Source organism: Roseburia lenta (assembly GCF_014287435.1).
In the GTDB taxonomy this organism is placed as follows: Bacteria; Bacillota; Clostridia; order Lachnospirales; family Lachnospiraceae; genus Pararoseburia; species Pararoseburia lenta.
This window is the reverse complement of the sequence record NZ_JACOPG010000001.1, coordinates 193,063-218,879: the sequence shown is the minus strand read 5'-3', so window position 1 is coordinate 218,879 and position 25,817 is coordinate 193,063. Positions and strand designations below refer to the sequence as shown.

27 protein-coding genes are annotated in these 25,817 nt (G+C 45.6%); 25 read left to right on the top strand and 2 right to left on the bottom strand.

What is annotated here, in order from left to right:
* Positions 1-76: 76 nt before the first annotated feature.
* The 6 genes from H8R94_RS01105 to H8R94_RS01080 are packed head-to-tail and all read left to right on the top strand — an operon-like array spanning position 77 to position 5,686.
* Positions 77-1,003, top strand: a complete 927-nt coding sequence (locus H8R94_RS01105; RefSeq protein WP_118281139.1) for a MurR/RpiR family transcriptional regulator — start codon at positions 77-79, stop codon at positions 1,001-1,003.
* Complete coding sequence (locus H8R94_RS01100; protein WP_178009517.1) at positions 996-2,222, top strand: BaiN/RdsA family NAD(P)/FAD-dependent oxidoreductase; 1,227 nt, start codon at positions 996-998, stop codon at positions 2,220-2,222. Before H8R94_RS01105 ends, H8R94_RS01100 begins: the two co-directional genes overlap by 8 nt.
* Positions 2,223-2,235: 13 nt before the next feature.
* Positions 2,236-2,904 (top strand): (d)CMP kinase, encoded by a 669-nt coding sequence (gene cmk, locus H8R94_RS01095; RefSeq protein ID WP_118281141.1) that lies wholly within the window; start codon positions 2,236-2,238, stop codon positions 2,902-2,904.
* Complete coding sequence (gene ispH / locus H8R94_RS01090; protein WP_186853630.1) at positions 2,901-3,749, top strand: 4-hydroxy-3-methylbut-2-enyl diphosphate reductase; 849 nt, start codon at positions 2,901-2,903, stop codon at positions 3,747-3,749. Before cmk ends, ispH begins: the two co-directional genes overlap by 4 nt.
* On the top strand, positions 3,737-4,879 hold the full coding sequence (gene rpsA / locus H8R94_RS01085) for a 30S ribosomal protein S1 (protein WP_186853629.1): 1,143 nt from the start codon (positions 3,737-3,739) through the stop codon (positions 4,877-4,879). Before ispH ends, rpsA begins: the two co-directional genes overlap by 13 nt.
* 27 nt (positions 4,880-4,906) lie before the next feature.
* Positions 4,907-5,686: a CheR family methyltransferase gene (locus tag H8R94_RS01080; protein ID WP_178009521.1), complete on the top strand. Its 780-nt coding sequence runs from the start codon at positions 4,907-4,909 to the stop codon at positions 5,684-5,686.
* 54 nt (positions 5,687-5,740) lie between these two features.
* On the opposite strand, the gene H8R94_RS01075 is transcribed toward H8R94_RS01080, so the two are convergent.
* Positions 5,741-6,829: a ribonuclease H-like domain-containing protein gene (locus H8R94_RS01075; protein WP_186853628.1), complete on the bottom strand. Its 1,089-nt coding sequence runs from the start codon at positions 6,827-6,829 to the stop codon at positions 5,741-5,743.
* Positions 6,830-7,017: 188 nt separating this feature from the next.
* Here H8R94_RS01075 and rsxC point away from each other — a divergent pair, with 188 nt between their 5' ends.
* Genes rsxC through H8R94_RS01045 form a run of 6 tightly spaced genes read left to right on the top strand, consistent with a single transcriptional unit; the run spans position 7,018 to position 12,062 of the window.
* Positions 7,018-8,340, top strand: coding sequence for an electron transport complex subunit RsxC (rsxC, locus tag H8R94_RS01070; RefSeq protein ID WP_118281146.1), 1,323 nt, complete (start codon positions 7,018-7,020; stop codon positions 8,338-8,340).
* A gap of 15 nt (positions 8,341-8,355) precedes the next feature.
* Positions 8,356-9,297: an RnfABCDGE type electron transport complex subunit D gene (locus tag H8R94_RS01065; RefSeq protein ID WP_118281147.1), complete on the top strand. Its 942-nt coding sequence runs from the start codon at positions 8,356-8,358 to the stop codon at positions 9,295-9,297.
* Positions 9,297-9,911, top strand: a complete 615-nt coding sequence (locus H8R94_RS01060) for an RnfABCDGE type electron transport complex subunit G (protein ID WP_118534764.1) — start codon at positions 9,297-9,299, stop codon at positions 9,909-9,911. Before H8R94_RS01065 ends, H8R94_RS01060 begins: the two co-directional genes overlap by 1 nt.
* The gene (gene rsxE, locus H8R94_RS01055; protein ID WP_186853627.1) at positions 9,904-10,662 is read left to right on the top strand and encodes an electron transport complex subunit RsxE; all 759 of its coding nucleotides are present in this window, start codon (positions 9,904-9,906) and stop codon (positions 10,660-10,662) included. Before H8R94_RS01060 ends, rsxE begins: the two co-directional genes overlap by 8 nt.
* Positions 10,663-10,673: 11 nt before the next feature.
* The gene (gene rsxA, locus H8R94_RS01050; protein WP_118281150.1) at positions 10,674-11,252 is read left to right on the top strand and encodes an electron transport complex subunit RsxA; all 579 of its coding nucleotides are present in this window, start codon (positions 10,674-10,676) and stop codon (positions 11,250-11,252) included.
* Positions 11,253-11,264: 12 nt separating this feature from the next.
* Positions 11,265-12,062, top strand: a complete 798-nt coding sequence (locus H8R94_RS01045; RefSeq protein ID WP_118281151.1) for an RnfABCDGE type electron transport complex subunit B — start codon at positions 11,265-11,267, stop codon at positions 12,060-12,062.
* A gap of 76 nt (positions 12,063-12,138) precedes the next feature.
* Here H8R94_RS01045 and H8R94_RS01040 read toward each other — a convergent pair whose 3' ends face one another.
* Positions 12,139-13,176, bottom strand: coding sequence for an FAD:protein FMN transferase (locus tag H8R94_RS01040; RefSeq protein WP_186853626.1), 1,038 nt, complete (start codon positions 13,174-13,176; stop codon positions 12,139-12,141).
* A 113-nt stretch (positions 13,177-13,289) separates the two neighbouring features.
* Here H8R94_RS01040 and proB point away from each other — a divergent pair, with 113 nt between their 5' ends.
* The 13 genes from proB to H8R94_RS00975 all read left to right on the top strand — a co-directional run bounded on the left by proB (position 13,290) and on the right by H8R94_RS00975 (position 25,788).
* Positions 13,290-14,135 (top strand): glutamate 5-kinase, encoded by an 846-nt coding sequence (proB, locus tag H8R94_RS01035; protein WP_186853625.1) that lies wholly within the window; start codon positions 13,290-13,292, stop codon positions 14,133-14,135.
* Complete coding sequence (locus H8R94_RS01030) at positions 14,135-14,353, top strand: DUF896 domain-containing protein (RefSeq protein WP_118281154.1); 219 nt, start codon at positions 14,135-14,137, stop codon at positions 14,351-14,353. Before proB ends, H8R94_RS01030 begins: the two co-directional genes overlap by 1 nt.
* Positions 14,346-14,921 (top strand): 5-formyltetrahydrofolate cyclo-ligase, encoded by a 576-nt coding sequence (locus H8R94_RS01025; RefSeq protein WP_186853624.1) that lies wholly within the window; start codon positions 14,346-14,348, stop codon positions 14,919-14,921. The genes H8R94_RS01030 and H8R94_RS01025 overlap by 8 nt, the downstream gene beginning before the upstream one ends.
* Positions 14,918-16,165 (top strand): glutamate-5-semialdehyde dehydrogenase, encoded by a 1,248-nt coding sequence (locus H8R94_RS01020; RefSeq protein WP_186853623.1) that lies wholly within the window; start codon positions 14,918-14,920, stop codon positions 16,163-16,165. The genes H8R94_RS01025 and H8R94_RS01020 overlap by 4 nt, the downstream gene beginning before the upstream one ends.
* 22 nt (positions 16,166-16,187) lie before the next feature.
* Complete coding sequence (gene miaB / locus H8R94_RS01015; protein ID WP_243238426.1) at positions 16,188-17,624, top strand: tRNA (N6-isopentenyl adenosine(37)-C2)-methylthiotransferase MiaB; 1,437 nt, start codon at positions 16,188-16,190, stop codon at positions 17,622-17,624.
* Positions 17,624-18,004: a NusG domain II-containing protein gene (locus H8R94_RS01010; protein WP_186853621.1), complete on the top strand. Its 381-nt coding sequence runs from the start codon at positions 17,624-17,626 to the stop codon at positions 18,002-18,004. Before miaB ends, H8R94_RS01010 begins: the two co-directional genes overlap by 1 nt.
* A gap of 8 nt (positions 18,005-18,012) precedes the next feature.
* A complete protein-coding gene (locus tag H8R94_RS01005; protein WP_186853620.1) occupies positions 18,013-18,504 on the top strand; it encodes a Gx transporter family protein in 492 nt (163 codons plus the stop codon).
* A gap of 10 nt (positions 18,505-18,514) precedes the next feature.
* Positions 18,515-19,117 carry a Holliday junction branch migration protein RuvA gene (ruvA, locus tag H8R94_RS01000; RefSeq protein ID WP_186853619.1) on the top strand — a complete coding sequence of 201 codons (603 nt, stop codon included), beginning with the start codon at positions 18,515-18,517 and terminating at the stop codon, positions 19,115-19,117.
* Positions 19,118-19,126: 9 nt separating this feature from the next.
* Entirely contained in the window at positions 19,127-20,119 is a 993-nt protein-coding gene (ruvB, locus tag H8R94_RS00995) for a Holliday junction branch migration DNA helicase RuvB (protein WP_118281161.1), read from the top strand.
* A 72-nt stretch (positions 20,120-20,191) separates the two neighbouring features.
* Positions 20,192-20,620 carry a cell division protein ZapA gene (locus tag H8R94_RS00990; protein ID WP_186853618.1) on the top strand — a complete coding sequence of 143 codons (429 nt, stop codon included), beginning with the start codon at positions 20,192-20,194 and terminating at the stop codon, positions 20,618-20,620.
* 44 nt (positions 20,621-20,664) lie between these two features.
* Positions 20,665-22,884: a peptidase U32 family protein gene (locus tag H8R94_RS00985; protein WP_186853617.1), complete on the top strand. Its 2,220-nt coding sequence runs from the start codon at positions 20,665-20,667 to the stop codon at positions 22,882-22,884.
* Positions 22,884-24,233, top strand: a complete 1,350-nt coding sequence (locus H8R94_RS00980) for an FtsW/RodA/SpoVE family cell cycle protein (protein WP_186853616.1) — start codon at positions 22,884-22,886, stop codon at positions 24,231-24,233. Before H8R94_RS00985 ends, H8R94_RS00980 begins: the two co-directional genes overlap by 1 nt.
* On the top strand, positions 24,196-25,788 hold the full coding sequence (locus H8R94_RS00975) for a peptidoglycan D,D-transpeptidase FtsI family protein (protein ID WP_243238425.1): 1,593 nt from the start codon (positions 24,196-24,198) through the stop codon (positions 25,786-25,788). Before H8R94_RS00980 ends, H8R94_RS00975 begins: the two co-directional genes overlap by 38 nt.
* The last annotated feature ends 29 nt before the right edge of the window (positions 25,789-25,817 follow it).

The following is a 25,817-nucleotide window of genomic DNA, read 5'->3' as shown; positions in this document are numbered from 1 at the left end:
AAGTAGTATAATAAAATCCATTGGTGTGTTTTGCGACATGCCAGTGGATTTTTTATGTTTAGAAGGAATCGTTATTATGTCAAATAAAAGTGATCTGAATACAAAGATGAACGAACTCTACAAGTCCATGAGCAAGGGTCAGAAACTTCTGACAAATTACATCACGGACAATTATGATAAAGCGGCATTTCTTACGGCAGCAAAATTGGGTGAGACCGTCGGCGTCAGTGAATCTACCGTGGTGCGATTTGCCATGTTCTTAGGCTACAAGGGTTATCCGGAGTTTCAAAAGGCATTGGAGGAGACTGTCCGCAATAAATTAAATTCCGTGCAGCGTATGGAAGTTACCTATGGCAGGATCGAAAAAAATGCTGTACTCAGTTCTGTTTTGTCCTCTGATGCGGACAAGATCCGGGAGACCATGGAGTCTATGGATGAGGATGTCTTTGAACAGGCGGTTGATACCATTTTAAATGCAAGAAAGATCTATGTGATCGGTATTCGCAGCTGCGCACCGCTGGCATCTTTTCTGGCTTTTTACCTCAATCTGATGTTTGATAATGTCATCCTTTTGCAGACCAACAATTCCAGTGAGATCTTTGAACAGATGATACATATGAATGAGTCTGATGTCATCATTGGCATCAGTTTTCCGCGCTATTCCATGCGTACCTTAAAGGCGATGGAATTTGCCAACAACCGCAGTGCCAAGGTCATTACCTTGACAGACAGCGTACATTCCCCGATGAACCTCTATTCCTCCTGTAATCTGATCGCCAGCAGTGATATGGCATCTATTGTGGATTCCCTGGTGGCACCGCTGAGCGTGATCAATGCCCTGATCGTTGCCCTTTGCATGAAAAAACAGGATTCGGTCGCAGAGACCTTAGAAGCCTTAGAGGATATCTGGGACGAGTATCAGGTCTATGAAAATGACGAGATCGACCAGGTGGACGACTCGCTGAAGATGCGCTATGCAAAGATAGGAGATGGGGATGAGTAAGGTTCTTGTGATCGGTGGCGGCGCTGCCGGAATGATGGCGGCTTATGCGGCAGGTATGTGCGGTCATGAGGTGACCCTCTTAGAGCAGAATGAAAAATTAGGCAAAAAGATCTACATTACGGGAAAGGGCAGATGCAATTTTACCAATGCCTCGCCATTAGAAGAGATCATGCAGGCAGTGGTTTCCAATCCCAAGTTTTTGTACAGTGCCTTTTATACCTTTTCCAATGATGCGGTCATGGATTTCTTTGAAAATCAGGGCATGCCCTATAAAATAGAAAGGGGCAACCGTGCCTTTCCGGTATCGGATCATGCATCTGATGTCATCCGTGCGCTGGAGCGTGCCATGAAAGAACAGGACGTGCGCATCCGTTTGCATACCCAGGTGCGTGAACTTCTTATAGAGGATGATAAGGCGACTGGGGTTCTTTTGACAGATGGGGGTAAGATCATGGCAGACAGCCTGATCCTTGCGACCGGCGGACTGTCTTATCCGACGACAGGATCGACCGGCGATGGTCATACTATGGCAAAAAATAGTGGGCACAAAATCGTCACACCGAGACCGGCACTGGTGCCGCTGACGACGAAAGAAGAATACATCCTGCGGATGCAGGGACTTTCCTTAAAAAATGTTTCCCTAAAGATCAAGGATGAAAAAAGAGTTATTTATGATGCTTTTGGTGAGATGCTTTTTACGCATTTTGGTGTGAGCGGACCTCTGGTCTTATCTGCGAGTTCTGTATTGAGCCGGCATTTCCCGAGAGAATACCAGGCTTATATCGACCTGAAACCGGCGCTTTCCGAGGAAGTTTTGAATGAACGCTTGCTGCGTGAATTTTCGGAACGTCCAAATCAGCATATCAAGGCAGTTTTCCAGCAATTACTACCTGCAAAAATGATACCGGTTATGATAGAATTGAGTCAGATATCCATGGACAAACCGGTCAATGCGATCACAAAAGAGGAGCGCAGGCGTCTGGTCGGACTTTTTAAGGCATTTCCTTTTACCATCACCGGTACGCGGGGCTTTAAGGAAGCCATCATTACCCAGGGCGGTGTTTCGGTCAAGGATATCGATCCGGCGACCATGGAATCCAAGCGGATCAAGGATCTATATCTGGTCGGAGAACTGCTGGATCTTGATGCACTGACCGGAGGTTACAATTTACAAATTGCCTGGTCAACGGGATATTTGGCTGGGATCAGTATAAAATAAAGGTGGAAAGATTATGAGTATGAATATTGCAATTGACGGACCGGCAGGTGCCGGAAAAAGCACGATCGCAAAGAGAGTGGCAAAAGAATTGGGATTTATCTATGTCGATACCGGGGCAATGTACCGTGCTATGGCACTCTACATTTTGCGCCACGGTGTCAATGAAAAAGAAGAGAGTGCGGTTGCTGCAGTCTGCGATCGGATCGACGTGGCACTGCGCTATGTGGATGGCAACCAGATGGTTCTTTTGTGCGGAGAAGATGTATCTACAGAGATTCGTAAGGAAGAAGTCGGCAATATGGCATCCGTAACAAGCGTTTATCCTTGTGTGCGTCAAAAACTTTTGTCTTTGCAACAGGATTTGGCGGCGCGTGAGGATGTCATCATGGATGGCAGGGATATCGGCACCTGTGTCCTGCCGGATGCACCGCTTAAGATATATCTGACCGCAAGTGTTGAGACAAGGGCAAAGAGACGTTATCAGGAATTGCAGGAAAAGGGACAGACCTGTGATCTGACCGAGATCATGAAGGATATCGAAGACCGTGATTACCGGGATATGCATCGCGAGATTTCCCCGCTTGCACAGGCAGAGGATGCCATTCTGGTAGATTCATCGGATATGACGATCGAGGAAGTGGTAGCAAAGATCACAGACCTTGCAAAGGAGCGTATGGCATGAAGGTGACATTGGCAAAGAGTGCAGGTTTTTGCTTTGGTGTAAAAAGGGCTGTGGATATGGTCTATGAGCAGATCGAGGATGCAAAAGAAGGACCTATCTATACCTATGGTCCTATCATCCACAATGAAGAAGTGGTAAAGGAACTTGCCGAAAAAGGTGTTCGGGTCATTGCGGAGGATGAAGATCTGCATGGGCTGGAACCGGGGACAGTCATCATCCGGTCTCACGGCGTGGGACGCAAGGTCAAGGAAGACTTGGAAAATGCAGGCTTTACCATTGTAGATGCCACCTGTCCCTTTGTGCAAAAGATCCACAGATATGTGGCAAAATATGCCGAAGAAGGTTATTTCGTCCTGATCGTCGGAAGCGAGAGCCACCCGGAAGTACAGGGGATCGTCGGCTGGATGCCAAACGATTCTTATGCCGTTATTTCTACGCCGCAGGATCTTGAGGATCTGGCTTTGGCTGGAGAAAAAATCTGTATTGTCTCACAAACGACATTTAACTACAATAAATTTCAAGAATTAGTTGAAATTATCCGAAAAAAAGGGTATGATATACTTGTTTTGAATACTATCTGTAATGCTACTGAGGAGCGCCAGAGCGAGGCGGCTACGATCGCAAGAGATGTAGATGCCATGATCGTGATCGGCGGCAAGCACAGTTCCAACACACAGAAGTTATTTGAAATATGCAAAAAAGAATGCCAAGATACTTACTATATACAGACAAAAGAAGATCTCGATTTGTCGGTACTTCAATCCATTAGCAACGTAGGTATTACCGCAGGGGCTTCTACCCCAAACAAAATTATTGAGGAGGTTCAAAAGATATGTCAGAAATGAGTTTTGAACAAATGTTAGAAGAATCATTTAAAACAATAAGAAATGGAGAGGTAGTTGAAGGTACCGTTATCAATGTTAAGCCTGATGAGATCGCTGTAGACATTGGATACAAATCAGACGGAATCATCCATCGTAGCGAATACACAAACGAATCAAACGTTGACCTGACACAGCTTGTATCTGTTGGTGACAAGATCGACGCTATGGTCATCAAGGTAAACGATGGCGAAGGACAGGTTGCACTTTCTTACAAGAGACTTGCTGCTGAAAAGGGCAACAAGCGTCTGGAAGAAGCATTTGAGAATCATGAAGTACTTACCGCTAAGGTGGCACAGGTATTAAACGGTGGTCTTAGCGTTGTTATCGACGAAGCAAAGATCTTTATCCCAGCCAGCCTTGTATCAGACACCTACGAGAAGGATCTGAACAAGTACAATGGTCAGGAAATCTCATTCGTTATTACAGAGTTTAATCCTAGAAGAAGACGTATTATCGGTGATAGAAAACAGTTATTGGTTGCTGAAAAGGAAAAACTTGCAGAAGAATTATTCGCAAGAATCCATGTTGGTGATGTTGTAGAAGGTACTGTCAAGAACGTGACAGATTTCGGCGCATTCATCGATCTCGGTGGAGCAGACGGACTTTTACATATCTCTGAGATGTCTTGGGGCAGAGTTGAGAACCCTAAGAAGGTATTCCATGTAGGAGATCAGGTCAAGGTATTCATCAAGGATATCAACGACAAGAAGATCGCACTTTCTATGAAGTTTGATGATGAGAACCCATGGAAGGATGCTTCTGAGCGTTTTGCAGTAGGAACAATTGTAACTGGTAAGGTTGCAAGAATGACAGACTTCGGTGCATTCGTTGAACTTGCTCCTGGTGTAGATGCACTTCTTCATGTATCACAGATCGCAAAGGAACACATCGACAAGCCTTCAGATGTTCTTTCTGTAGGACAGGAAGTAGAAGCAAAGATCGTAGAGTTCCGTGAGGAAGACAAGAAGATCAGCCTGAGCATGAAAGCACTTCTTACAACACCGGAAGAAGACAAGGCTGCTGATGATGCGGAGTTCGCTGATGTTGACATCGATGCAGTAGCAAATGAAATGGAAGAGACAGAAGAATAATTCTTTTCCACTTGGGGACATATAAGTATGGATGATTATGAATCTTTCAAGAAAGCGGTATATTCGCTGACAAAGATCGACCTCAGTTCCTATAAAGAAAAGCAGATGCGCAGACGTATCGATTCTCTGGTGCGAAAGCGCAAATGCGCATCTTATGATGCTTATGTCAAGTTATTGAAGTCAGATCCGGTCGTCTTTGAGGAGTTTGTCAACTTCCTGACGATCAATGTGTCAGAGTTTTATCGTAATCCGGAACAATGGGATTTACTGGTGCGGGAATTTGTACCGGAACTCATTAAGAAATTCGGGACCAATTTGCATATCTGGTCAGCAGCCTGTTCTACAGGCGATGAGCCGTATTCGCTGGTCATGGCTTTATCCAAGCATTTAGATCTGAGCAAGATCAAGATCACGGCAACGGATATTGACAAGCAGGTGATCGCGACAGCCAAGGTTGGTCTGTATTCCGAAAAGAGTATTGCCAATGTGCCGGATGAGTTCAAACGTAAATATTTTACCAAGGTAGGAAATTCATACCAGATCTCGGAACAGATCAAGAAGTGCGTGGATTTCAGAGAACACAACTTATTATCTGATCCGTATCCGAGAGACTGCCACATGATCGTGTGCCGCAATGTATTGATCTACTTTACAGAAGAAGCCAAGAATGAGGTTTACGAGAAATTCGCAAAAGCTCTCAAAGATGGCGGTATCCTCTTTATCGGCAGTACAGAGCAGGTGACAGATTACAAGGGCATGGGCTATAAGCGTAGATATTCTTTCTACTACGAAAAAGGTCAGGAATAAAATAAGGATCCTAACTTCCTTTGGGAGGTTAGGATCTTTTTGTATTAAGAATACTCAATTTAGGAGACAGGAAATGTAGCGGGCGATGAAAGTCTCATCCACATAGGATTTCTTGTAAGGGATGAAAGATTTCTTATCCTTGTATGCTCTGGCAAAGAAATAGATGTCATCACTGCATTCTAAAGCATCCGGCACCATGAGATAGGTGTCGACTTTGGCAATGTAACATGTCGCCGGGGTGGCTTTCTGCTTTTTTTCTTTGGCAATATGGGATGCCAGTTCTTTGGGGATGACCATGTCTTCTTCCGGCAGGTAGACATAGGACTTTACATCCGGCAGGAAATGATACATTTTCTCGTGATAAAGTGAAATCGTGCCTTTGATGCTATCGTCTTCTAAGATGATGTAATAATCATCCGTGTGCAGACGCAGGGGTGCGGGCAGACGAAAAGAAGTGGAAGCGGTAAAAGTGAGTTCCTGATTTTGTATGCCCTGATAATCGGTATAGGAGGACAGGGAGAGATCTGTAATCCTTATCTGCATGTCCTTTAAGTGGGCATAGGATAGGATGGGCAGGATCTCGACCATGCCAGCCACATCTTCGTAGTTATGTAGTTTCAAAAGTGTCAAAGCCTCGTCATCCGGCTCATTGCAGTAGGACTGGTAGACAGCGATCAACTCGCCGCCGGAGTATTTGTCCTCCCGGTGGATACCAAGGAAGGATTCGATGGCTTTTTGACGGTAGGATGGCAGATTTAAGATGGATTTCATGCCGCGGCATGCCTTATAGATGTCAAAATGCTGATCGGGCAGAGCGTCGGTAGGAATTTGCAGTTTCTGGCAGCGGTCAAGGATAAATCTTTCATCAAAACGGATGCCGTTAAAGGAAAGAAGACCTTGAAAATCTTTACACAGTTCCAAAAAGGCTCCTAAGACCTCAGATTCCTCGGCGGGTGTCTCGGCAAGGTATTGCAGTAAGGTAATCTTCCTGCCTTTGTGATAGGCACAGCCGATCAGATATATGGTGTTATATTTTGCAGAAAGACCGGTGGTCTCGATGTCAAACAGGAGTTGATCTTCCTGCCAAAAGTCCAGTTCTTGATAGCGGGGCGTATAAGTATAGGTGTCCGTAAATGTAAGCATGAGAGCCTCCTTTTGGTTAAAAATTTAACAGACAAAGCCTGTATATTCCATAGTATAACACATATGGAAAAGGTACTCAAAAAGATACAAAAAGATGCGTCTGTATGTCTTGATTTGTTTACAAAAGTGATATAATGTATTCAAAGTGTGTAATCACATAAGTATCGAAAGAAAGAGGGGTACAGTTCATGGGCCTAAAGACATTTAAGGGCGGCGTTCATCCTAAGGATGGCAAAGACTTATCCAAGTCCAAGCCGATTAAAGAATTGCTGCCGGAAGGAGACTTAGTCTTTCCTTTATCTCAGCATATTGGTGCTCCAGCAACACCTATCGTTGCTGTTGGCGATGCTGTATTAAAAGGACAGAAGATCGCAGAGGCAGGTGGCTTTGTGTCATCTCCAATCTACTCATCTGTTTCAGGAACGGTCAAGGCGATCGAGCCTAGACGTGTAACTGTTGGTGATATGGTCAATTCCATTATTATCGAGAGTGACGGTGAGTTCAATGAGGTTACCTACGAAGAGACAGAAGATGTGACCAAACTTTCTAATGAAGAGATCATTGGAAAGATCAAGGAAGCCGGCGTTGTCGGTATGGGTGGTGCAGGTTTCCCAACCCATGTCAAGTTGTCTCCGAAGGAGCCGGACAAAATCGAGTATATTATTGCAAACTGCGCAGAGTGTGAACCATATTTGACATCCGATTATCGTAGAATGATCGAGGAACCGGAAAAGTTGGTCGAAGGTATGAAGATTATCTTGCAGTTGTTCCCACATGCCAAGGGTATCTTTGGTGTCGAGGACAACAAGCCGGATTGTATCGAAAAGTTACAGGCACTGGTTGCAGGAGAGGCCCGTATGGAAGTTTGTCCGTTGCAGACAAAGTATCCACAGGGTGGTGAGCGTCAGTTGATCTTTGCTACCACAGGCAGAAGCATCAACTCCAAGATGTTGCCGGCAGACGCAGGCTGTATCGTTGATAACGTAGAGACCATGGTCGCTATTTATAATGCAGTACGTTTTGGTCGTCCGCTGACCAACCGTATTTTCACAGTTACCGGTGATGCGGTATGTGAGCCGAGAAACTTCTATATCAGCATTGGTACAAGTTACAGCCAGTTGTTAGAGGCAGCAGGCGGACTGGTAGCACCAGCGAAAAAGATGATCGCCGGTGGTCCTATGATGGGATTTGCTTTATTTGGCGTAGATGTTCCTACAACAAAGACAACGTCAGCCCTGCTTTGTATGACAGAGGATGAGGCTTCTAAGTATGAGACAACCGCCTGCATCAACTGTGGACGTTGTGTGGAGGCTTGTCCTGAGGCATTGGTTCCATCCAGACTTGCTGATTACTCTGAGCACAAGCAGATGGATAAATTTGAAGAATGGTATGGTCTTGAGTGTGTAGAATGTGGCAGTTGCAGTTATGTATGCCCGGCACGCAGACCTTTGGCACAGTCAGTCAAGACAATGAAAAAGTTTGTTCTTGCTGAAAAGAGAAAGAAAAATTAGGAAGGGGTGAATCTTGTGAGTGATTTATTAAACGTTACATCTTCGCCACACGTTAGAGATAAAATGGATACCCAGAAGATCATGGCATTGGTAGTGATCTCTTTGCTTCCGGCATCTATCTTTGGTATCTGCAATTTTGGATTGCATGCACTGGTATTGATCCTTGTGACTATCGCATCCTGTGTGGCTTCTGAATGGATCTACGAGAAGATCGTACATAAAAAGAGCACAATCAATGATCTGAGTGCAGTTGTTACAGGACTTCTGTTAGCACTCAACTTACCACCAACATTACCATGGTGGCAGGCAGTCCTTGGCGGTGTATTTGCTATTGTTATCGTCAAGATGTTATTTGGAGGACTGGGACAGAACTTCATGAACCCGGCACTGGGAGCAAGATGTTTCCTTTTGATCTCCTTTACCGGATCTATGACAAGTTTTACTTATGACGGCGTGACAGGTGCAACACCACTTGCTGCTTTAAAGGCTGGTGAGAGCGTAGATACCATGTCAATGCTTCTTGGTACGACAGCCGGAACCATCGGTGAGACATCTGTTATCGCACTTTTGATCGGTGCGATCATCCTGATCTTATTCGGGGTTATCGATCTTCGTATTCCGGGATCTTATATCATTACTTTTGCCATCTTTGTATTGATCTTTGGTGGACATGGATTTGATATGAACTATCTGGTTGCACAGTTATGTGGTGGTGGACTTATGCTTGGTGCCTTCTTTATGGCAACCGACTACGTGACTTCACCGATCACACCAAACGGCAAGATCCTTTACGGTATCGTTCTTGGTATTTTGACCGGTATCTTCCGTATCTATGGTGCATCCGCAGAAGGTGTTTCCTATGCGATCATCTTCAGTAACCTTTTGGTTCCTTTGATCGAGCGCATCACAATACCAAGAGCCTTTGGCGTTGTCAAGGAGAAGGGAGGCAACAAATAATGAATAAATTAGTAAAAGACGCATTAGTCCTTACTGCAATTACTCTTATTGCCGGTGTCTGCCTTGGTGGTGTATATGAGATCACAAAGGATCCGATCGCAAAGGCACAGGAGTCTGCAACCCAGGAGTCTTACAAGGCTGTATTTGCAGATGCTGCTTCCTTTGAAGATTTGGAAGGATTTGATGCTGACGCAGCAACAAAGATCGCTGCTGATGCAGGTTATACAGATGATGATATTACAAATTGCGTGGTTGCAAAAGATGATGCAGGGCAGGCGATCGGTTATGTCATCACGATCACATCTCATGCCGGATACGGCGGAGACATCACATTCTCTATGGGTGTGACAAACGATGGTACTTTAAATGGTTATTCCATTACAGATATTAGTGAGACAGCAGGTCTTGGTATGAAGGCAAAAGAAGATGGCTTTATGAGCCAGTTCGCCGGGATCCCTGCGCAGATCTTGGAAGTTACCAAGTCTGGCAAGACAGCCGATACAGAGATCGAAGCCATCAGTGGTGCAACGATCACATCTAAGGCAGTTACCTATGGTGTCGATGCTGGTCTTACTTATTACAACAGCCTTGTAGGAGGTGCGTCAAATGAATAAGATCGTAGAACGTTTACAGAACGGTATTATCAAAGAAAATCCTACCTTCGTCCTGATGCTTGGTATGTGTCCGACACTTGCTGTTACCACATCTGCGATCAACGGACTTGGTATGGGACTTTCCACAACCGTTGTACTTGTTATGTCCAACTTAATGATTTCCTTGTTGAGACATATTATTCCGGACCGTGTACGTGTGCCGGCATTTATCGTTATCGTTGCATCTTTCGTAACGATCGTACAGTTCCTGGTACAGGGATTTATTCCAAGTCTTTACTCAGCACTTGGTATCTATATTCCGCTTATCGTAGTAAACTGTATCATCTTAGGAAGAGCAGAGTCATATGCTTCTAAGAATCCTGTCATTCCGTCTATCTTTGATGGACTTGGTATGGGACTTGGATTTACCGTAGGTCTTACCTCTATCGGTATCGTACGTGAGATCCTGGGAGCAGGTCAGATCTTTGGTTTCCAGATCCTTCCGCTTGCAGATGCTGCAACAGGAAAAGCAGGTTATACACCGATCACTATTTTTGTTCTTGCTCCTGGAGCATTCTTCGTACTGGCATTCTTGATCGCACTGATGAATGTGATCCGTGCAAATGCAGAGAAGAAGGGCAAACATATCACACCGGCTACCGGATGTCTTGCAGGAGACTGCGAGTCTTGTGGTATGGGATCTTGCTCAGGCAAGTCTAATGTCAGCGTAGCAAAGGCAGAAACAAAGACAGAAGCAAAGGATAAGGAATAGGAGGAAGAGCAATGAAAGAATTACTTTTGATATTGGTTGCATCTGCAATCGTAAATAACGTTGTGCTTAGCCAGTTCCTTGGACTGTGTCCTTTCCTTGGCGTTTCCAAGAAGATTGAGACAGCTGCCGGTATGGGCGGTGCCATTATTTTCGTTATTACCATTTCAAGTTTTGTAACAGGACTTATTTACAAGTTTATTTTGGAGCCGACTGGATTTTCTTATTTGCAGACGATCGTATTCATCCTTGTGATCGCTGCATTGGTTCAGTTTGTTGAGATGTTCTTAAAGAAGCAGATCCCTGCACTGTATCGGTCACTTGGTGTATATCTGCCGCTGATCACAACAAACTGTGCTGTACTTGGTATCGCACTTAAGAACGTAACCAAGGGATACAATATCTTAGAGGGCGTGATCAACGGATTTGGTACAGCAGTAGGCTTCACCATCGCTATCGTGATCATGGCTGGTATCCGTGAGAAGATCGAATTCAATGATATTCCAAAGCCATTTAAGGGATCTGCCATCGTTGTTGTTACAGCAGGACTTATGGCGATCGCATTCTTTGGATTCTCAGGAATTATTAAGTAGGAGGGCTGACAGATGAGCGTAACAGGAGTTATTGTAGCCGCTGTCATTGTCGGCTGCACAGGATGTTTGATGGGATTTTTCTTATGCTTTGCATCAGAAAAGTTCAAGGTTGAAGTAGACGAAAGAGAAGAAGCAATTATTGGTGTTCTGCCGGGAAATAACTGTGGTGGATGTGGTTATGCCGGATGTTCCGGTCTGGCTGCTGCCATCGTCAAGGGAGAAGCACCGGTCAATGGTTGTCCGGTCGGTGGCGCTGCGGTTGGAGCCAAGGTTGGCGAGATCATGGGAGTTGCTGCTGAAGACAGCGTTAGGCAGGTTGCTTTTGTAAAGTGTGCCGGTACTTGTGAAAAGGCTGGCAAGGACTATGAGTATGCCGGTGTAGAAGACTGCCAGGCAATGGCATTCGTACCGGGCGGCGGTCCAAAGTCTTGTAACTATGGATGTATGGGATTTGGTTCCTGCGTAAAGGCTTGTCCTTTTGACGCTATCCATATCGTAGACGGTATTGCAAAGGTTGATCCGGAAGCATGTAAGGCTTGTGGTAAGTGCGTGAGCACCTGTCCGAAGCATTTGATCGAACTGGTTCCTTACGAGGCTACCACATTAGTACAGTGTAGTTCTAAGGACAAGGGTAAAGATGTCATGAAGGCATGTTCGGTTGGATGTATCGGATGTCATCTTTGTGAGAAGAACTGTGAGCATGATGCCGTACATGTCATTGACAATGTGGCATACATCGATCAGGAGAAGTGCGTAGGCTGTGGTGTCTGTGCACAGAAGTGTCCGAAGAAGATCATTCTTTCCAAGTAAGATCATCTTTTTAAAAGAGTTTTGGAAAATAATAAAACGGATAGGAGAGATCGTAAATGTCTTTCCTATCCGTTTTTTACTTTACTACTATATTATAATCCTTATCTAATAATTCAAAAGGGATGGTTTTTCCGATGCCGGAAGTGTATTGGATGGATCCGTCGCTTGTCACAAAGATGGCTTCTACATCGGAAAGACTTTCTACATAGGCAAGACCATCGTCAAGCCCCATGAGAAAGACCGTCGTGCTTAAGGCATCACAGGTAAGAGAGTCATGGCTGATGATCGTTACGGAATCCAGATCATTGTCACATGGATAACCGGTGGAAAGATCCAGGATGTGATGGTAACGCTTGCCATCTATTTCAAAGTATCTTTGGTAGGTGCCGGAGGTGACGACCGAGTCGTCAGCCACCTTTACTGTGGCAAGTGCCGTACCGTCCTCGGAAAATGGTTTTTGAATGGCTATCTTATAAGATTTTTCATCGCCGTCCTTCGGACCGACACATAAGACATTGCCCCCCAGATTGATCAGCCCACTTTGAACGCCCTGGTCATTCAGGTAGGCTTTCATCTGATCGGCGATGTAGCCTTTGGCGATACCGCCAAGATCTATGGCAGCATTCGGATCTGTCAGGCTGACCATATTGCCGTCAATGACAATATTTTGGTAGTTGATAGTGGCAAGGGCTTCCTGGATGGCTTCTACGGATGGGATTTCCTTGGAAGACGATTCGGAGAAATCCCAAAGGGAAGATAATTTTCCGACCGTGATATCAAACTTGCCATTGCTGGACTTGCTGTAAGCAATACCGGCATTTAGGATGTCGATTGTCTCATCACTGACTTCCACGGCTTGTCCTTGGCTGTGATTGATCTTCCAGATATCTGTACCTTCCTTTTGGGTACTGAAAAGATTCTCATATTTTTCTGCCATAGAAAAGCAGTGATCCAGTTCCTTTTCATAGGATGCGTCATATAAGGTAATGGTTATGACCGTATCAAAATAAAAGCCTGTCTTTGAGATCGGCTCTGTCGTCTTTCCACACCCGCCCAGTGAGAGCAAGGTCAAAAAGAGGCAAAAAGATAAGCCGAGTGCATGTATTTTTTTCATGGTAAACACCTCATTTTTATCGTCCTATTATGATAGCATAAATGAATTGCATAAAAAAGAGATATTCGCTATAATTACATTGGTTTATTAGGGATTTGGAAGGATAAGATCTTATGAAGAAAAATAGATTTAAAAATAAGAAGCGGATCGTTGTCAAGATCGGGTCTTCTTCTTTACAACATAAAAAAACAGGCCAGCTGGATTTTATCAAACTGGAAAAACTGGTCAGGGAACTTTGTGACTTGAAAAATCAGGATATCGATGTCTGCCTGGTATCTTCCGGTGCCATCGCCGTCGGACGAAAGATGCTCGGTATCACCAAGCGTCCCAAGAACCTTTCGACCAAACAGGCATGTGCTGCGGTAGGACAGGCCAGTCTCATGATGACCTATCAGAAACTTTTCGCAGAATACCACCAGCAGTGCGGTCAGGTCCTGATGACCAAAAAGACCATGATCGATAACGTATCCCGCAAAAATGCACAGAATACGTTTGAAGAACTCTTTCGTCTGGGCGTGATCCCGGTCGTCAATGAAAACGATACGGTAAACACCTATGAGATCCAGTTTGGTGACAATGACTCACTGGCAGCGATCGTTGCCTCTTTGATCGGGGCGGATCTTCTGATCCTGCTTTCCGATATTGACGGTCTGTTTACGGCAGATCCCAAGACAGATCCGGAGGCAAAACTGGTTGACGTGGTAGAACAGTTGGATGAAAGGTATCTGCATATGGCAAGTTCTAAGGCAGGCAGTGATGTGGGCACCGGCGGCATGACGACTAAACTCAATGCTGCGCGGATCGCTACTTATTCCGGCGCGGATATGATCATCGCCAATGGTAAGGAGGTGGGTGTCCTGCATCAGATTTTAGAGGATGATTTTGTGGGAACCGTCTTTAAAGCAGACAAAAAGGATGACTTTTTCATCGCAGATTTTATAGAGGAGAATATGAACTAATGACAGAGGAAAAGATTGCAAGGATCAATGAATTATATAAAAAGTCCAAGGCAGAGGGGCTGACAGAGGAAGAAGCAAAGGAACAACATGCACTCCGTCAGGAATATCTGGATAGTGTAAGAAAGAATCTGAGAAGTCAGTTAAACAATATTGATGTCAAAGAAGCAGACGGAACGATCGTCAACCTGGGAGAAAAATACGGCAAGAAGCATGAATAAGCAGGAACTGCGAAAAGAACTCAAAAAAAGGCGGGATGCCCTGCTACAAGATGTGCGGGAGACTTACAGCAGACAGATCTGTCAAAATCTGTTGGATCTGCCTATGGTAAAAGAGACAGATATTATCTATGCATATAGTGCCACCAGATCCGAGGTGTCTTTGCAGATACTGATTGAAGATGCTTTGGAGAGACATAGCAGGATAGGCATGCCCAAGGTCTTTGGTGATACCATGGATTTTTATGTTATCCGGCAACTGTTAGATCTAAAAAAAGGAGCCTTTGGTATCTTAGAACCGCAGGCGGACGAAAAAGATCTTTTGACAGACAATCGGGGCATATGCTTGGTCCCGGGACTGGGATTTGATGCCGCAGGCGGCAGGATCGGCTATGGCAAGGGCTATTATGACAGATATCTACAGGCATTTCCGGGGCTGATACGCATCGGATGCTGCTTTGAGGAACAGTTAGTAGAAAAGATCCCAAAAGAGGCGCAGGATATATCCATGGATTATCTGATGATGCCATCCGGTCTTTTGGTGTGCAAGGGAAATGAGGAGAGAGCATGAGTGATTTAAAACAGTTAGGAAGTCTGGCAAAAGAGGCATCCAGAGTCTTAGCGACCATGGGAACAAATGAGAAGAACCATGCACTGACAATGGTTGCAGATGGTCTGGAAGCGGATGCAGCTGAGATCTTAGCAGAAAATGAAAAAGATATGGAAAAAGGCAGAGAGGGAGGCATGCCGGAGGGACTTTTGGACCGTCTGCTCCTGACCCCGTCCCGTATCAGGCAGATGGCAGAGGGCTTACGTCAGGTCGTCGCTTTGGATGACCCGATCGGAGAAGTACTTTCCATGAAAAATCGTCCGAATGGTCTGACCATCGGAAAAAAACGTGTACCGATCGGTGTGGTCGGCATGATCTATGAGGCAAGGCCAAATGTCACGGCAGATGCTTTCGGACTCTGCTTTAAGACCGGAAATGCCGTGATCTTAAAAGGCGGCAGTGATGCTCTTTACTCTAATATGGCAATGGTTGCCAGCATCAAACGAAGCCTGAAAAAGGCGGGCGTGACAGAACATGCATTAGAACTCATTACTGATACGGATCGCGAGGTTACCAACCGGTTTATGAAGATGAACGAATATCTGGATGTTCTCATTCCGCGTGGGGGAGCAGGACTCATCCGTGCCGTGGTGAACAATGCGACCGTCCCTGTCATTGAGACCGGTACCGGAAATTGTCATATCTATGTCGATGAGACCGCTGACCTTTCCATGGCGGTAGACATCATCGAAAATGCCAAGACACAGCGTATTGGGGTCTGCAATGCCTGCGAATCCCTTGTGATCCATAAGGATGTGGCAGAAAAAGTCCTTCCTATGATAAAGACGAGATTATTTGCCCACAATGTCGAGATCCGAGGGGATGCCAGAGCAAAGAATATCTGCCCGGATATTTCTATGGCAAATGATGAGGATTGGGGAACGGAATATCTGGATTACAAGATCTCCGTCAAGATCGTATCGGATATTGATCAGGCGATCAATCATATCAACAAGTATAATACCGGACATTCGGAAGCCATTATCACGCAGGACTATAACCATGCCCGGAAATTCTTAAATGAGATTGATGCAGCATGCGTCTATGTCAATGCGTCTACCCGCTTTACGGATGGCTTTGAATTTGGATTTGGCGCAGAGATCGGCATCAGCACACAAAAACTGCATGCCAGAGGTCCGATGGGCTTAGAAGCGCTTACCAGCACAAAATATATTATTTACGGAAATGGACAGATCCGTCCATAGCCTTTTGAAGGAGAATAACTTTATGATGAGATTAGAAGATGTGCTTTCGGAAGACAAGATTCCTGCTACCGAAGTAGAAAGACAGTATTATTTTATTGACGTAGCAAAGCAGATCCTGGAAGATAAGGAAAAGGAAGCCGGACGCAAACTGACCTTTTGTGTCAATACTTTCGGGTGCCAGATGAATGCCAGAGATTCTGAGAAACTGATCGGTATCTTAGAGCAGGTCGGCTATGTGCAGGCGGATTCCGAGGATGCGGATTTTGTGCTCTACAATACCTGTACCGTGCGTGAAAATGCCAACAACAAGGTCTATGGACATTTGGGCTATCTGCACAATAAGAAAAAGAAAAATCCTCATATGATGATCGCCCTGTGCGGTTGTATGATGCAGGAAGAGCATGTGGTTGAGACCATCCGCAAGAAATATCGTTTTGTCGATCTGGTCTTTGGTACACATAATATTTACAAATTCGCAGAACTTTTGGTGCGGTCGCTTTTATCCGAGTCTATGATCGTAGACATCTGGAAAGATACCGACCAGATCGTAGAAGACCTGCCGATTGAGAGAAAATACAGTTTCAAATCCGGTGTCAATATCATGTTCGGTTGCAATAATTTTTGCAGTTATTGTATTGTACCTTATGTCCGGGGCAGGGAGCGCAGCCGTAAGCCGATCGATATTATCCGTGAGATTGAAAAACTGGTCGCAGACGGCGTGGTAGAAGTCATGCTCTTGGGACAGAATGTCAATTCCTACGGAAAGAATTTGGACGAGCCGGTGACTTTTGCCCAGTTGTTGGAGCAGGTGGAGCAGATCGAGGGCTTGGAACGTATCCGTTTTATGACATCCCATCCAAAGGATTTATCCGATGAACTGATCGAGGTTCTGGGAAAATCCAAAAAGGTCTGCAAGCACTTACACCTGCCACTGCAATCCGGCAGCAGCAAGATCTTGCAAAAGATGAACCGCCATTACACCAAGGAAGATTATTTGACTCTGGTAGATAAGATCCGCGCGGCAGTGCCGGATATGGCGATCACAACCGATATCATTGTCGGTTTCCCGGGCGAGACCGAGGAAGATTTCTTGGAGACTTTAGACGTCGTAGAAAAAGTGCGCTATGACAGTGCCTTTACATTTATCTATTCCAAGAGAACCGGTACGCCTGCTGCATCCATGGACGATCAGATCCCGTCAGATGTGGTAAAAGACCGTTTTGACCGCTTGCTTAGCCGTGTGCAGGCGATCTCCGCAGAAAAGGCAAAGGTCTATGAAGGCAAGACTGTAGATGTTTTGGTAGAAGAAATCAACCAGCATGATGCCAGCCTGATGACCGGACGTATGAGCAATAACTCTACCGTACATTTCCCGGGAGAAGCCGATCTGATCGGGCAGATCCTTCCGATAAAACTGGTAGAGTGTAAAGGATTTTACTATATTGGAGAGCGGGTTTGATGAGACAGCACTTTGGTAAGAGAGATTGGATTCTGTTGGGAGTCTTAGCAATCATTGCTATCGCTATCTGGGGCTATACGAGTTTTTGGCAAAAGGAAAGTGCAGAAAAAGCCATTGTCACGCTGGATGGTGAAACCTATGGTACTTATGATCTGAAAAGAGACCAGACGATCGAAATCAAAAAGGATGATTCTGTATGCAATGTCCTTTGTATTCAGGATGGAGAGATCTTTATGCAGGATGCCACTTGTCCGGACAAACTCTGTGAAAAGCAGGGGAAAAAGAGCCACGATAAGGAGACCATCGTCTGCCTTCCCAATAAGGTAGTGGTTACCGTGGTCTCTGCGGATACATCCGGGATCGACTCGGTGGCAAACTAGAGGTGGATATGAGAAAAAAAGTCGCATTGCTGGGTGTTTTTTTAGCACTGGCATTGATCTGTAGTTATATTGAATCCCTGATCCCTTTTTATTTCGGGGTGCCGGGCATGAAACTGGGACTGACCAATATTGTCGTTGTGCTTCTTCTTTACTTTTATGGGACAAAAGAGGCACTGGCGGTATCTTTCATGCGTATTTTGCTTGCCGGTTTTATGTTTGGAAATGCCTTTAGTATCCTCTATAGTCTGGCGGGCGGACTGCTCAGTTTGTTTGTCATGACACTTTTAAAAAAGACAGGCTGGTTTCATATGATCGCCGTCAGTATCTGTGGAGGGATAACCCATAATCTGGGGCAGATCTTGGTGGCTATGGTGGTCGTTAAGAATTACTATATCTTCGGCTATTTTCCCTTCCTTTTTGTCGGTGGCTGGATCACGGGACTTTTGATCGGACTTTTAGCCCAGGAAATCTATACGAGAACAAAACATTTTATAAGATGATGGAGAGATTATGTATTCCTATATTTCAGGTCAGTTGGTTGAAGTAAATGAAGAAACGATTGTGGTGGATAATCATGGGATTGGCTATGAATTTTTTATACCAAAATCTGTGGTCTACCAGTTGCCAAATGTGGGCGGCAATGTCAAGATCTATACCTATTTGTATGTAAGAGAAGATGCTATGCAGTTTTTTGGTTTCCGCACCAAGGAAGAACTGGCTCTGTTTAAACTCTTGATCGGTGTCAATGGGATCGGGCCCAAGGGGGCTTTGGCAGTCCTTGGTGTCTTAAGTGCGCAGGATCTGCGCTTTGCCATATTAGCAGAGGATGCCAAGGCGATCGCGGCAGCACCGGGGATCGGTTCTAAGACAGCCCAGCGTGTTATCATTGACCTCAAAGACAAGATTGATAAGATCGCACCGGCGGGCAGTGCCAGCGGCATGCCGGTAAATGATGCTGCCTCTGCGATCAAGACGGATGTGATCGATGCCATGACCTCACTCGGTTACTCGGCATCCCAGGCACTGCGTGCCATGGAAGATATGGAGATCACGGAGGACGATACCGTGGAAGTGGTCTTGAAAGAAGTCTTAAAGAAAATGTCTTTTTTATAGGAGCAGGATATGGAAAAGCGTGTTATATCAACAGAAGTTCTGACAGAAGAACGCAGTGTGGAATCCTCCCTTCGTCCGGTCAAATTGGCGGAATATGTCGGGCAGGATCGCATCAAGGATAATTTAAAAGTATATATCGAAGCGGCAAAGAACCGTGGAGAGGCACTGGATCATGTGCTTTTCTACGGACCGCCGGGACTTGGTAAGACCACTCTTGCCTGCATCATTGCAAGTGAGATGGGCTCCAACATCAAGATCACATCCGGCCCTGCCATTGCAAAGACAGGGGACATGGCATCGATCCTATCCAACCTGCGCGAGGGGGATGTCTTATTTATTGACGAGATCCATCGTTTGAACAAGCAGGTAGAGGAATTTTTATATACCGCCATGGAAGATTATGCCATGGACGTTTTGATCGGCAAAGAAAATTCAGCCAAATCCGTGCGTATCGAACTGCCTCGCTATACGCTGGTGGGAGCGACGACAAGAGCAGGACTTTTGTCGGCACCGCTGCGTGACCGTTTTGGCGTGGTACATCATCTGGAATACTACAACGCAAAGGAGTTGCAGACCATTGTCTTACAGTCGGCGGGAAAATTAAATGTCAAGATTGATGAGGAAGGTGCCTACGAACTGGCAAGACGATCCAGAGGAACGCCACGTATCGCCAACCGCTTTTTGCGCCGTGTGCGTGATTTTGCGGAGGTACGTTATGACGGCGTGGTGACAAAGGAAGTGGCTGCGGCGGCACTTGACCTTTTGGATGTGGACTCTATGGGCTTAGATCGCAATGACAGAAGGATCTTAGAGACCATCATTCATAATTTTTCCGGTGGCCCGGTAGGTCTTGAAACCTTGGCAGCGACGATCGGCGAGGATTCGGGAACGATCGAGGATGTGATCGAGCCATATCTGGTCATGAACGGACTGATCATGCGGACGCCAAAGGGACGTGTGGCGACCGATCTGGCATATCAGCAGTTGGGATTGGAAAAATAAGGGAATAGTCTTGTAATTCTAAAAATAACCCGATATAATAGATATATTGTAGACAGTAGGAGGAAGCGTTTTATGGCTGCGAAAAAAAGCGCGGAAGTCATTATTGATGGTAAGGTATATACCTTAAGTGGATACGAAGAAGAAGATTATCTGCAAAAAGTAGGTACCTACATCAACAATAAAATAAACGAGTTTAATGAGATGGAGGAGTTCCGTAGATTATCTGCGGATACCCGGAGTACGCTTCTTGCCCTCAATATTGCAGACGATTATTTTAAGGCAAAGGAATCTGTCGACAAATATCAGATGGATATGGATCAAAAAGAAAAAGAGATCTATGATCTTAAGCATGACTTGATCGCAGATCAGATCAAACTCGAAAACTACGAGGAAAAGATCAAGGCTTTAGAAGCGGATAAGCAGGAATTGCTGGTCCAGAAGTCCAAGTTGGAGGCATCGCTTGAAGATGCATTGCTTGGAGATATAGCGGAAGATAAGTAAGGACAGTGTAAACTGTCCTTTTTGTATAATAGGAAAGAGGATGTATGAGAGCAAAAGAACTGGAACTATTGTCTCCGGCGGGGAATATTGAGATCTTTAAAAGTGCGATCGATGCCGGGGCGGATGCGGTCTATTTTGGGGGCGATCTCTTTGGTGCCAGAGCCTATGCAAAGAATTTCAGTATAGAGGAAGGAACAGAGGCTATCCGCTATGCGCATTTGTATGGCAGACAGGCATATCTGACGGTCAATACCCTTTTAAAAAATCTAGAGATCGAACGGGATTTATACAAGTATATACGTGCCTATTATGAGGCGGGACTGGATGCGGTCATCGTGCAGGATATGGGCGTTTTTGCTATGCTCCGATCTTATTTTCCGGATCTGGTACTCCACGCCAGCACCCAGATGACACTTGCGGGAGCAGACGGAGCTGCCCTTTTACAAAAGCAGGGAGCCAGCCGTATTGTCACTTCGCGTGAGTTGTCTATTGCGGAGATCGCAGAGATCTACCAAAAGACTGGCATCGAGATCGAGACCTTTATCCATGGGGCGCTCTGTGTCTGTTATTCCGGTCAATGTCTGATGAGCAGTATGCTGGGCGGGCGCAGTGGTAATCGTGGTCGCTGTGCACAGCCATGCCGTCTGCCTTATGATCTGCTGGATGAACATGGAAAAAAATCCAGCATGCCGGGGCAGTATCTGCTCAGTCCAAAAGACCTCTGTGGCATAGATTATATCAAGGCACTGGCAGAGGCGGGCGTTTACTCCTTTAAGATCGAAGGACGCATGAAACAAAAGGAATATGCAACAGGTGTGGTTAGTTTATATCGAAGGTATATGGATGCTTATCTGGAGGGCAGAGACCTGCCTGTCAGCAAGGCAGACCGTCAGCGGATCTTTGATCTTGGCAATCGCAAGGGCTTTACCAACGCCTATTTTACCAGGCAAAATGACCCGGATATGATCACCTATACCAAGCCGTCCCATGAGAAGGCAGACCTTGCAGCCACGGAGCCTGTGGCAGAAAAATTAGGCGTATCCGGCAGATGTTACTTACAGATCGGCTGTCCTGCCAGACTCTGTGTGTCATATCAGGATGGAAAACGTGCGGCAAGTGTAGAAGTCTTTGGAGATGTGGTAGAGACTGCCGGTAAAACGCCGATCACAGAGGAACAGGTAGAGGTGAAATTAAAAAAAACGGGAAACACACCTTTTACTTTTTCAGATCTGGAGATCACATTGGAATCGGGCGCCTTTCTTCCGATGGGGCGTATCAATGAAATCCGCCGGAATGCTTTAGATGCCTTACTGGAACAAATAGAAAAAGGATCAGGCAAGAGAGAACCGGCACTTGACTTTGAAAAGTTGGAAATGGAGGAAAATGGAAAAAAGGCGGACGCTTTGCTGCATCTGCTTGTCACCTGTCAGACCAAAGACCAGTATGTGCTTGCCTTAGAGGACAATCTGGTAAAAACAATCGGTCTGCCGCTTGCCTTCTTTATATGGGAGCAGGATAAGAGACTTTCTAAAGATGCATGTCTTGAAAAGGTAACAAGGATCTGCGAAAACGCTCACGCAAAGAATAAAGAGATCTATCTGCTAATGCCACCGATCTGTCGCAAAAAGGAGACAGATCTTTTGCGGGCATGGGATTTTCTTTTTGCGGATTCCTATTTTGACGGCATGATCGTAGCCTCCTATGATGGACTGGGATTTTTGGAAAGCATAGCATATCCTAGGGACCGCGTGATCTTAGATCACAGGCTCTATACGTTTTCTGACCGGAGCCAGCAGGCTTTTGCGCAGATGGGCTATCCACGCAATACAGCACCATTGGAACTCAATGCCAAAGAACTGCGCCACCGCTACAATGCAGCATCTTATATGTTACTCTATGGCAGGATACCGCTCATGATCACGGCAAACTGTCAGAATGCAAATGCAAGAGGCTGCGATCATAGGCCGCGGACATATTATCTGCAAGACCGCTACAAAGAGAGATTTCCAGTTAAAAACTGCTGTGCTTTTTGTTATAATGAGATATACAACAGCAAGATCTATCAGACCATTTCTGAAAACAAGACCTTAGAGAGTCTGGGCTTTTTCGGATATCGCATGGACTTTTCTTTTGAGACAAAAGAGGAGATGAAGCAGGTCTTAGCGCGATATGAGAATGCCTTTTATCATAAGGGTTTTGGCACAGAGGATGCCAAAGATGACGGTAACTATACCAAAGGCCATTTTAAACGAGGAGTAGAATAATGGTTCATTTGATCGTTTCGGTGAGTCGCTTTTCCATGCTTTTTATGATAGCGATCTATACCTATTATTGTTTTGCAACACTGAAAAAGAATATTTCGGAGCGCAGACAGACGAGGCTATACAAAAAACAGACGACCCTGATGTATGGGCTTTTGATCAATGCCAATCTGGTATTGTATCTGGTCATGCAGGATATCCGGGTCTTAGGGCTTTGCCTGTGTGAGATCCTTTTGTTTGCCATCACGCTTTTGATCTATCAGAAGATCTATGCCCATGCCTCCAAGGCATTGGTAAATAATATGTGCATGCTGCTGGCAATCAGTTTTTTGATCCTGACAAGACTGGATATCGATAAGGCGATCAAGCAGTTTGCCTTTGCGGGCGTAGCGGTCGTGATCACCTGTTTTGTGCCGATTCTGGTTGCCAAGTTAAAGGTCTGGGATAAACTGGGCTTTTTGTATGGTCTGATCGGTATCGGTGGACTGGCTTTTGTATGCCTTGCAGCATCGACGACTTACGGTGCCAAACTCAGCATCAGCATCGGACCGGTCGTTTTGCAGCCATCGGAGTTTATCAAGATCTTATTTATCTTTTTCTCCGCATGCATGCTTTACAAATCGACGGAGTTTCATCATGTGGTAAAGGTGACGATCCTAGCGGCATTGCATGTTTTGATCCTGGTGGCATCGCGTGATCTGGGTGGGGCGCTGATCTATCTGATCACCTATCTGGTCATGCTCTATGTGGCGAGCCGAAAGCCCATCTATATGGTCTTGGGACTTGGCTCCGGGGCATTAGCCTCTGTTGTGGCATATCACTTGTTTGCCCATGTCAGAGACCGTGTGATCGCCTGGAAAGATCCTTTAAGCGTGATCGACGACCAGGGCTATCAGATCTCACAATCCCTCTTTGCCATTGGTTCTGGCGGCTGGTTTGGCGTCGGTCTGGGTCAGGGGATGCCGGATAAGATCCCGGTCGTAAAAACGGACTTTGTCTTTTCAGCGATCGCTGAGGAATTCGGCGTGGTATTTGCAATCTGTATCATCTTTATCTGCATTTCCTGTTTCCTCATGTTTTTCAATATCTCAATGCAGGTAAAGGACATCTTTTATAAATTGATTGCTCTGGGGATCGGTACCTTGTATGGCACGCAGGTCTTTTTGGCACTGGGCGGCGTGACAAAGTTCATACCGTCTACAGGAGTCACCCTGCCACTGGTAAGTTATGGTGGTAGTTCCCTGCTCAGCACGATCATATTATTTGCGATTATTCAGGGCTTGTATGTAATGCAGGTGGATAAAGGAGAGTCTGATGAAAGAATGGAACGCGCACGAAAGAAACGAAGATAAAGAAGTTGAGATCCTAGATTTCAACGATAAGCAGAAAAAGAAGCGCAGAGATAAAACAAAGACAAGTACAAGAGGGGCAAAGTACGAGCAGTCTCGTCAGATGCAGACACCGAGAAAGGCAAAGAATGAGCGGCGGACGACGACACGCAATAAGGAATATGCGATCGTCACCTATGTATTTTTGGCACTCTTTATCTGTATGACGGGCTGGATCATTTATTTTATGCAGTTTAAAAGCGAAGATTTTATCAATAATTCCTACAATGCGAGACTGGCAAAACTTTCCGATTATACCGTGCGGGGCGATATCCTTGCAAATGACGGTACGGTGCTTGCTACGACAAATGTGGATGAAGCGGGCAACGAGACCCGAAAATATCCTTATGGCAGTGTTTTTGCCCATGCCGTCGGTTATTCGGTCAACGGTATGTCCGGGGTGGAACTGGATGCCAACTACAATCTGCTCCGTTCCAATGCCTTTATCTTGACCCGTATTTTTAACGAGATCCGTGACGAGAAGAATCCGGGGGATGATGTCGTTACAACCCTGGATGTGTCCTTACAGCAGGCATGTTATGATGCCATGGGTTCCCAGGATGGTGCGGCGATTGTCATTGATCCTGCAACAGGCAAGATCCTTGCCATGGTCTCCAAACCGGACTATGATCCCAATACCATCGCACAGAACTGGGATTCTTATGTGGCGGCAGATTCCGATTCTACTGTGCTTTTGAACCGTGCGACACAGGGCTTGTATGCACCGGGATCGACCTTTAAGATCTTTACCTTGCTTTCTTATTTAAAGCAGGGCAATGATCCGAATGCATTTTCCTATGATTGTAACGGCACTTTTGAATACAACAATTATGCCATGCATTGCTATAATAATAAGGCACACGGCAGTGAGAACCTCATGGATGCCTTTGGCAATTCCTGCAATTGTGCTTTTTCCAATATCGGGCTGTCTCTGGATCTGGATGCTTACCATAAGTTGTGCCAGAAGATGCTCTTTAACCAGGACTTGCCGACAGCCTTAAAAAATACCGCCGTCAGCAAAATGACCTTGGAGGATGGAGCATCATCTTCTTTGATCATGCAGACAGCCATCGGTCAGGGAGATACCATGGTTTCGCCGCTGCATATGTCAATGGTCGCCAGTGCGATCGCAAATAACGGTACTTTGATGGAACCATATATCATCGATCATACACAAAACGAGAGTGGAACGATCGTCAAGCAGTTTGATGCGACTTCTTACGGCGAACTTTTGTCATCTTCGGATGCTGCGACTTTGCAGGAATATATGCGTTTTGTTGTCACGAACGGAACCGGCAGTGTCTTGAACAGTGACCTGTATGAAGCATACGGAAAGACAGGAACGGCTGAATTTTCATCCAACAAAAATGAGGATCACTCCTGGTTTGTAGGCTTTGCCAAGAATGCGGAAGGCAAGCAGATCGCCGTGGCTGTTGTCATGGAGGGTGTGGAATCCGGCGGACATTATGCCGTACCGGCGACCAAAAAGATCTTTGATGCTTATTTTGGCGCATATTAGAAATAAAACCGGTAAATTCTGGATAAATG

Bases quoted from the DNA above. Each gene is read 5' to 3' on its own strand.
- H8R94_RS01010 (WP_186853621.1), top strand. From the start codon at position 17,624: ATGAGACAGCACTTTGGTAAGAGAGATTGGATTCTGTTGGGAGTCTTA.
- H8R94_RS01045 (WP_118281151.1), top strand. From the start codon at position 11,265: ATGAGCGTAACAGGAGTTATTGTAGCCGCTGTCATTGTCGGCTGCACA.
- H8R94_RS01105 (WP_118281139.1), top strand. From the start codon at position 77: ATGTCAAATAAAAGTGATCTGAATACAAAGATGAACGAACTCTACAAG.
- ruvA (WP_186853619.1), top strand. From the start codon at position 18,515: ATGTATTCCTATATTTCAGGTCAGTTGGTTGAAGTAAATGAAGAAACG.
- H8R94_RS01030 (WP_118281154.1), top strand. From the start codon at position 14,135: ATGACAGAGGAAAAGATTGCAAGGATCAATGAATTATATAAAAAGTCC.
- rsxC (WP_118281146.1), top strand. From the start codon at position 7,018: ATGGGCCTAAAGACATTTAAGGGCGGCGTTCATCCTAAGGATGGCAAA.
- proB (WP_186853625.1), top strand. From the start codon at position 13,290: ATGAAGAAAAATAGATTTAAAAATAAGAAGCGGATCGTTGTCAAGATC.
- H8R94_RS00975 (WP_243238425.1), top strand. From the start codon at position 24,196: ATGAAAGAATGGAACGCGCACGAAAGAAACGAAGATAAAGAAGTTGAG.
- H8R94_RS01075 (WP_186853628.1), bottom strand. From the start codon at position 6,829: ATGCTTACATTTACGGACACCTATACTTATACGCCCCGCTATCAAGAA.
- rsxE (WP_186853627.1), top strand. From the start codon at position 9,904: ATGAATAAGATCGTAGAACGTTTACAGAACGGTATTATCAAAGAAAAT.
- H8R94_RS01005 (WP_186853620.1), top strand. From the start codon at position 18,013: ATGAGAAAAAAAGTCGCATTGCTGGGTGTTTTTTTAGCACTGGCATTG.
- H8R94_RS01060 (WP_118534764.1), top strand. From the start codon at position 9,297: ATGAATAAATTAGTAAAAGACGCATTAGTCCTTACTGCAATTACTCTT.
- ispH (WP_186853630.1), top strand. From the start codon at position 2,901: ATGAAGGTGACATTGGCAAAGAGTGCAGGTTTTTGCTTTGGTGTAAAA.
- H8R94_RS00985 (WP_186853617.1), top strand. From the start codon at position 20,665: ATGAGAGCAAAAGAACTGGAACTATTGTCTCCGGCGGGGAATATTGAG.
- H8R94_RS00990 (WP_186853618.1), top strand. From the start codon at position 20,192: ATGGCTGCGAAAAAAAGCGCGGAAGTCATTATTGATGGTAAGGTATAT.
- H8R94_RS01020 (WP_186853623.1), top strand. From the start codon at position 14,918: ATGAGTGATTTAAAACAGTTAGGAAGTCTGGCAAAAGAGGCATCCAGA.
- H8R94_RS01100 (WP_178009517.1), top strand. From the start codon at position 996: ATGAGTAAGGTTCTTGTGATCGGTGGCGGCGCTGCCGGAATGATGGCG.
- H8R94_RS01025 (WP_186853624.1), top strand. From the start codon at position 14,346: ATGAATAAGCAGGAACTGCGAAAAGAACTCAAAAAAAGGCGGGATGCC.
- ruvB (WP_118281161.1), top strand. From the start codon at position 19,127: ATGGAAAAGCGTGTTATATCAACAGAAGTTCTGACAGAAGAACGCAGT.
- cmk (WP_118281141.1), top strand. From the start codon at position 2,236: ATGAGTATGAATATTGCAATTGACGGACCGGCAGGTGCCGGAAAAAGC.
- H8R94_RS00980 (WP_186853616.1), top strand. From the start codon at position 22,884: ATGGTTCATTTGATCGTTTCGGTGAGTCGCTTTTCCATGCTTTTTATG.
- H8R94_RS01040 (WP_186853626.1), bottom strand. From the start codon at position 13,176: ATGAAAAAAATACATGCACTCGGCTTATCTTTTTGCCTCTTTTTGACC.
- H8R94_RS01080 (WP_178009521.1), top strand. From the start codon at position 4,907: ATGGATGATTATGAATCTTTCAAGAAAGCGGTATATTCGCTGACAAAG.
- miaB (WP_243238426.1), top strand. From the start codon at position 16,188: ATGATGAGATTAGAAGATGTGCTTTCGGAAGACAAGATTCCTGCTACC.
- rsxA (WP_118281150.1), top strand. From the start codon at position 10,674: ATGAAAGAATTACTTTTGATATTGGTTGCATCTGCAATCGTAAATAAC.
- rpsA (WP_186853629.1), top strand. From the start codon at position 3,737: ATGTCAGAAATGAGTTTTGAACAAATGTTAGAAGAATCATTTAAAACA.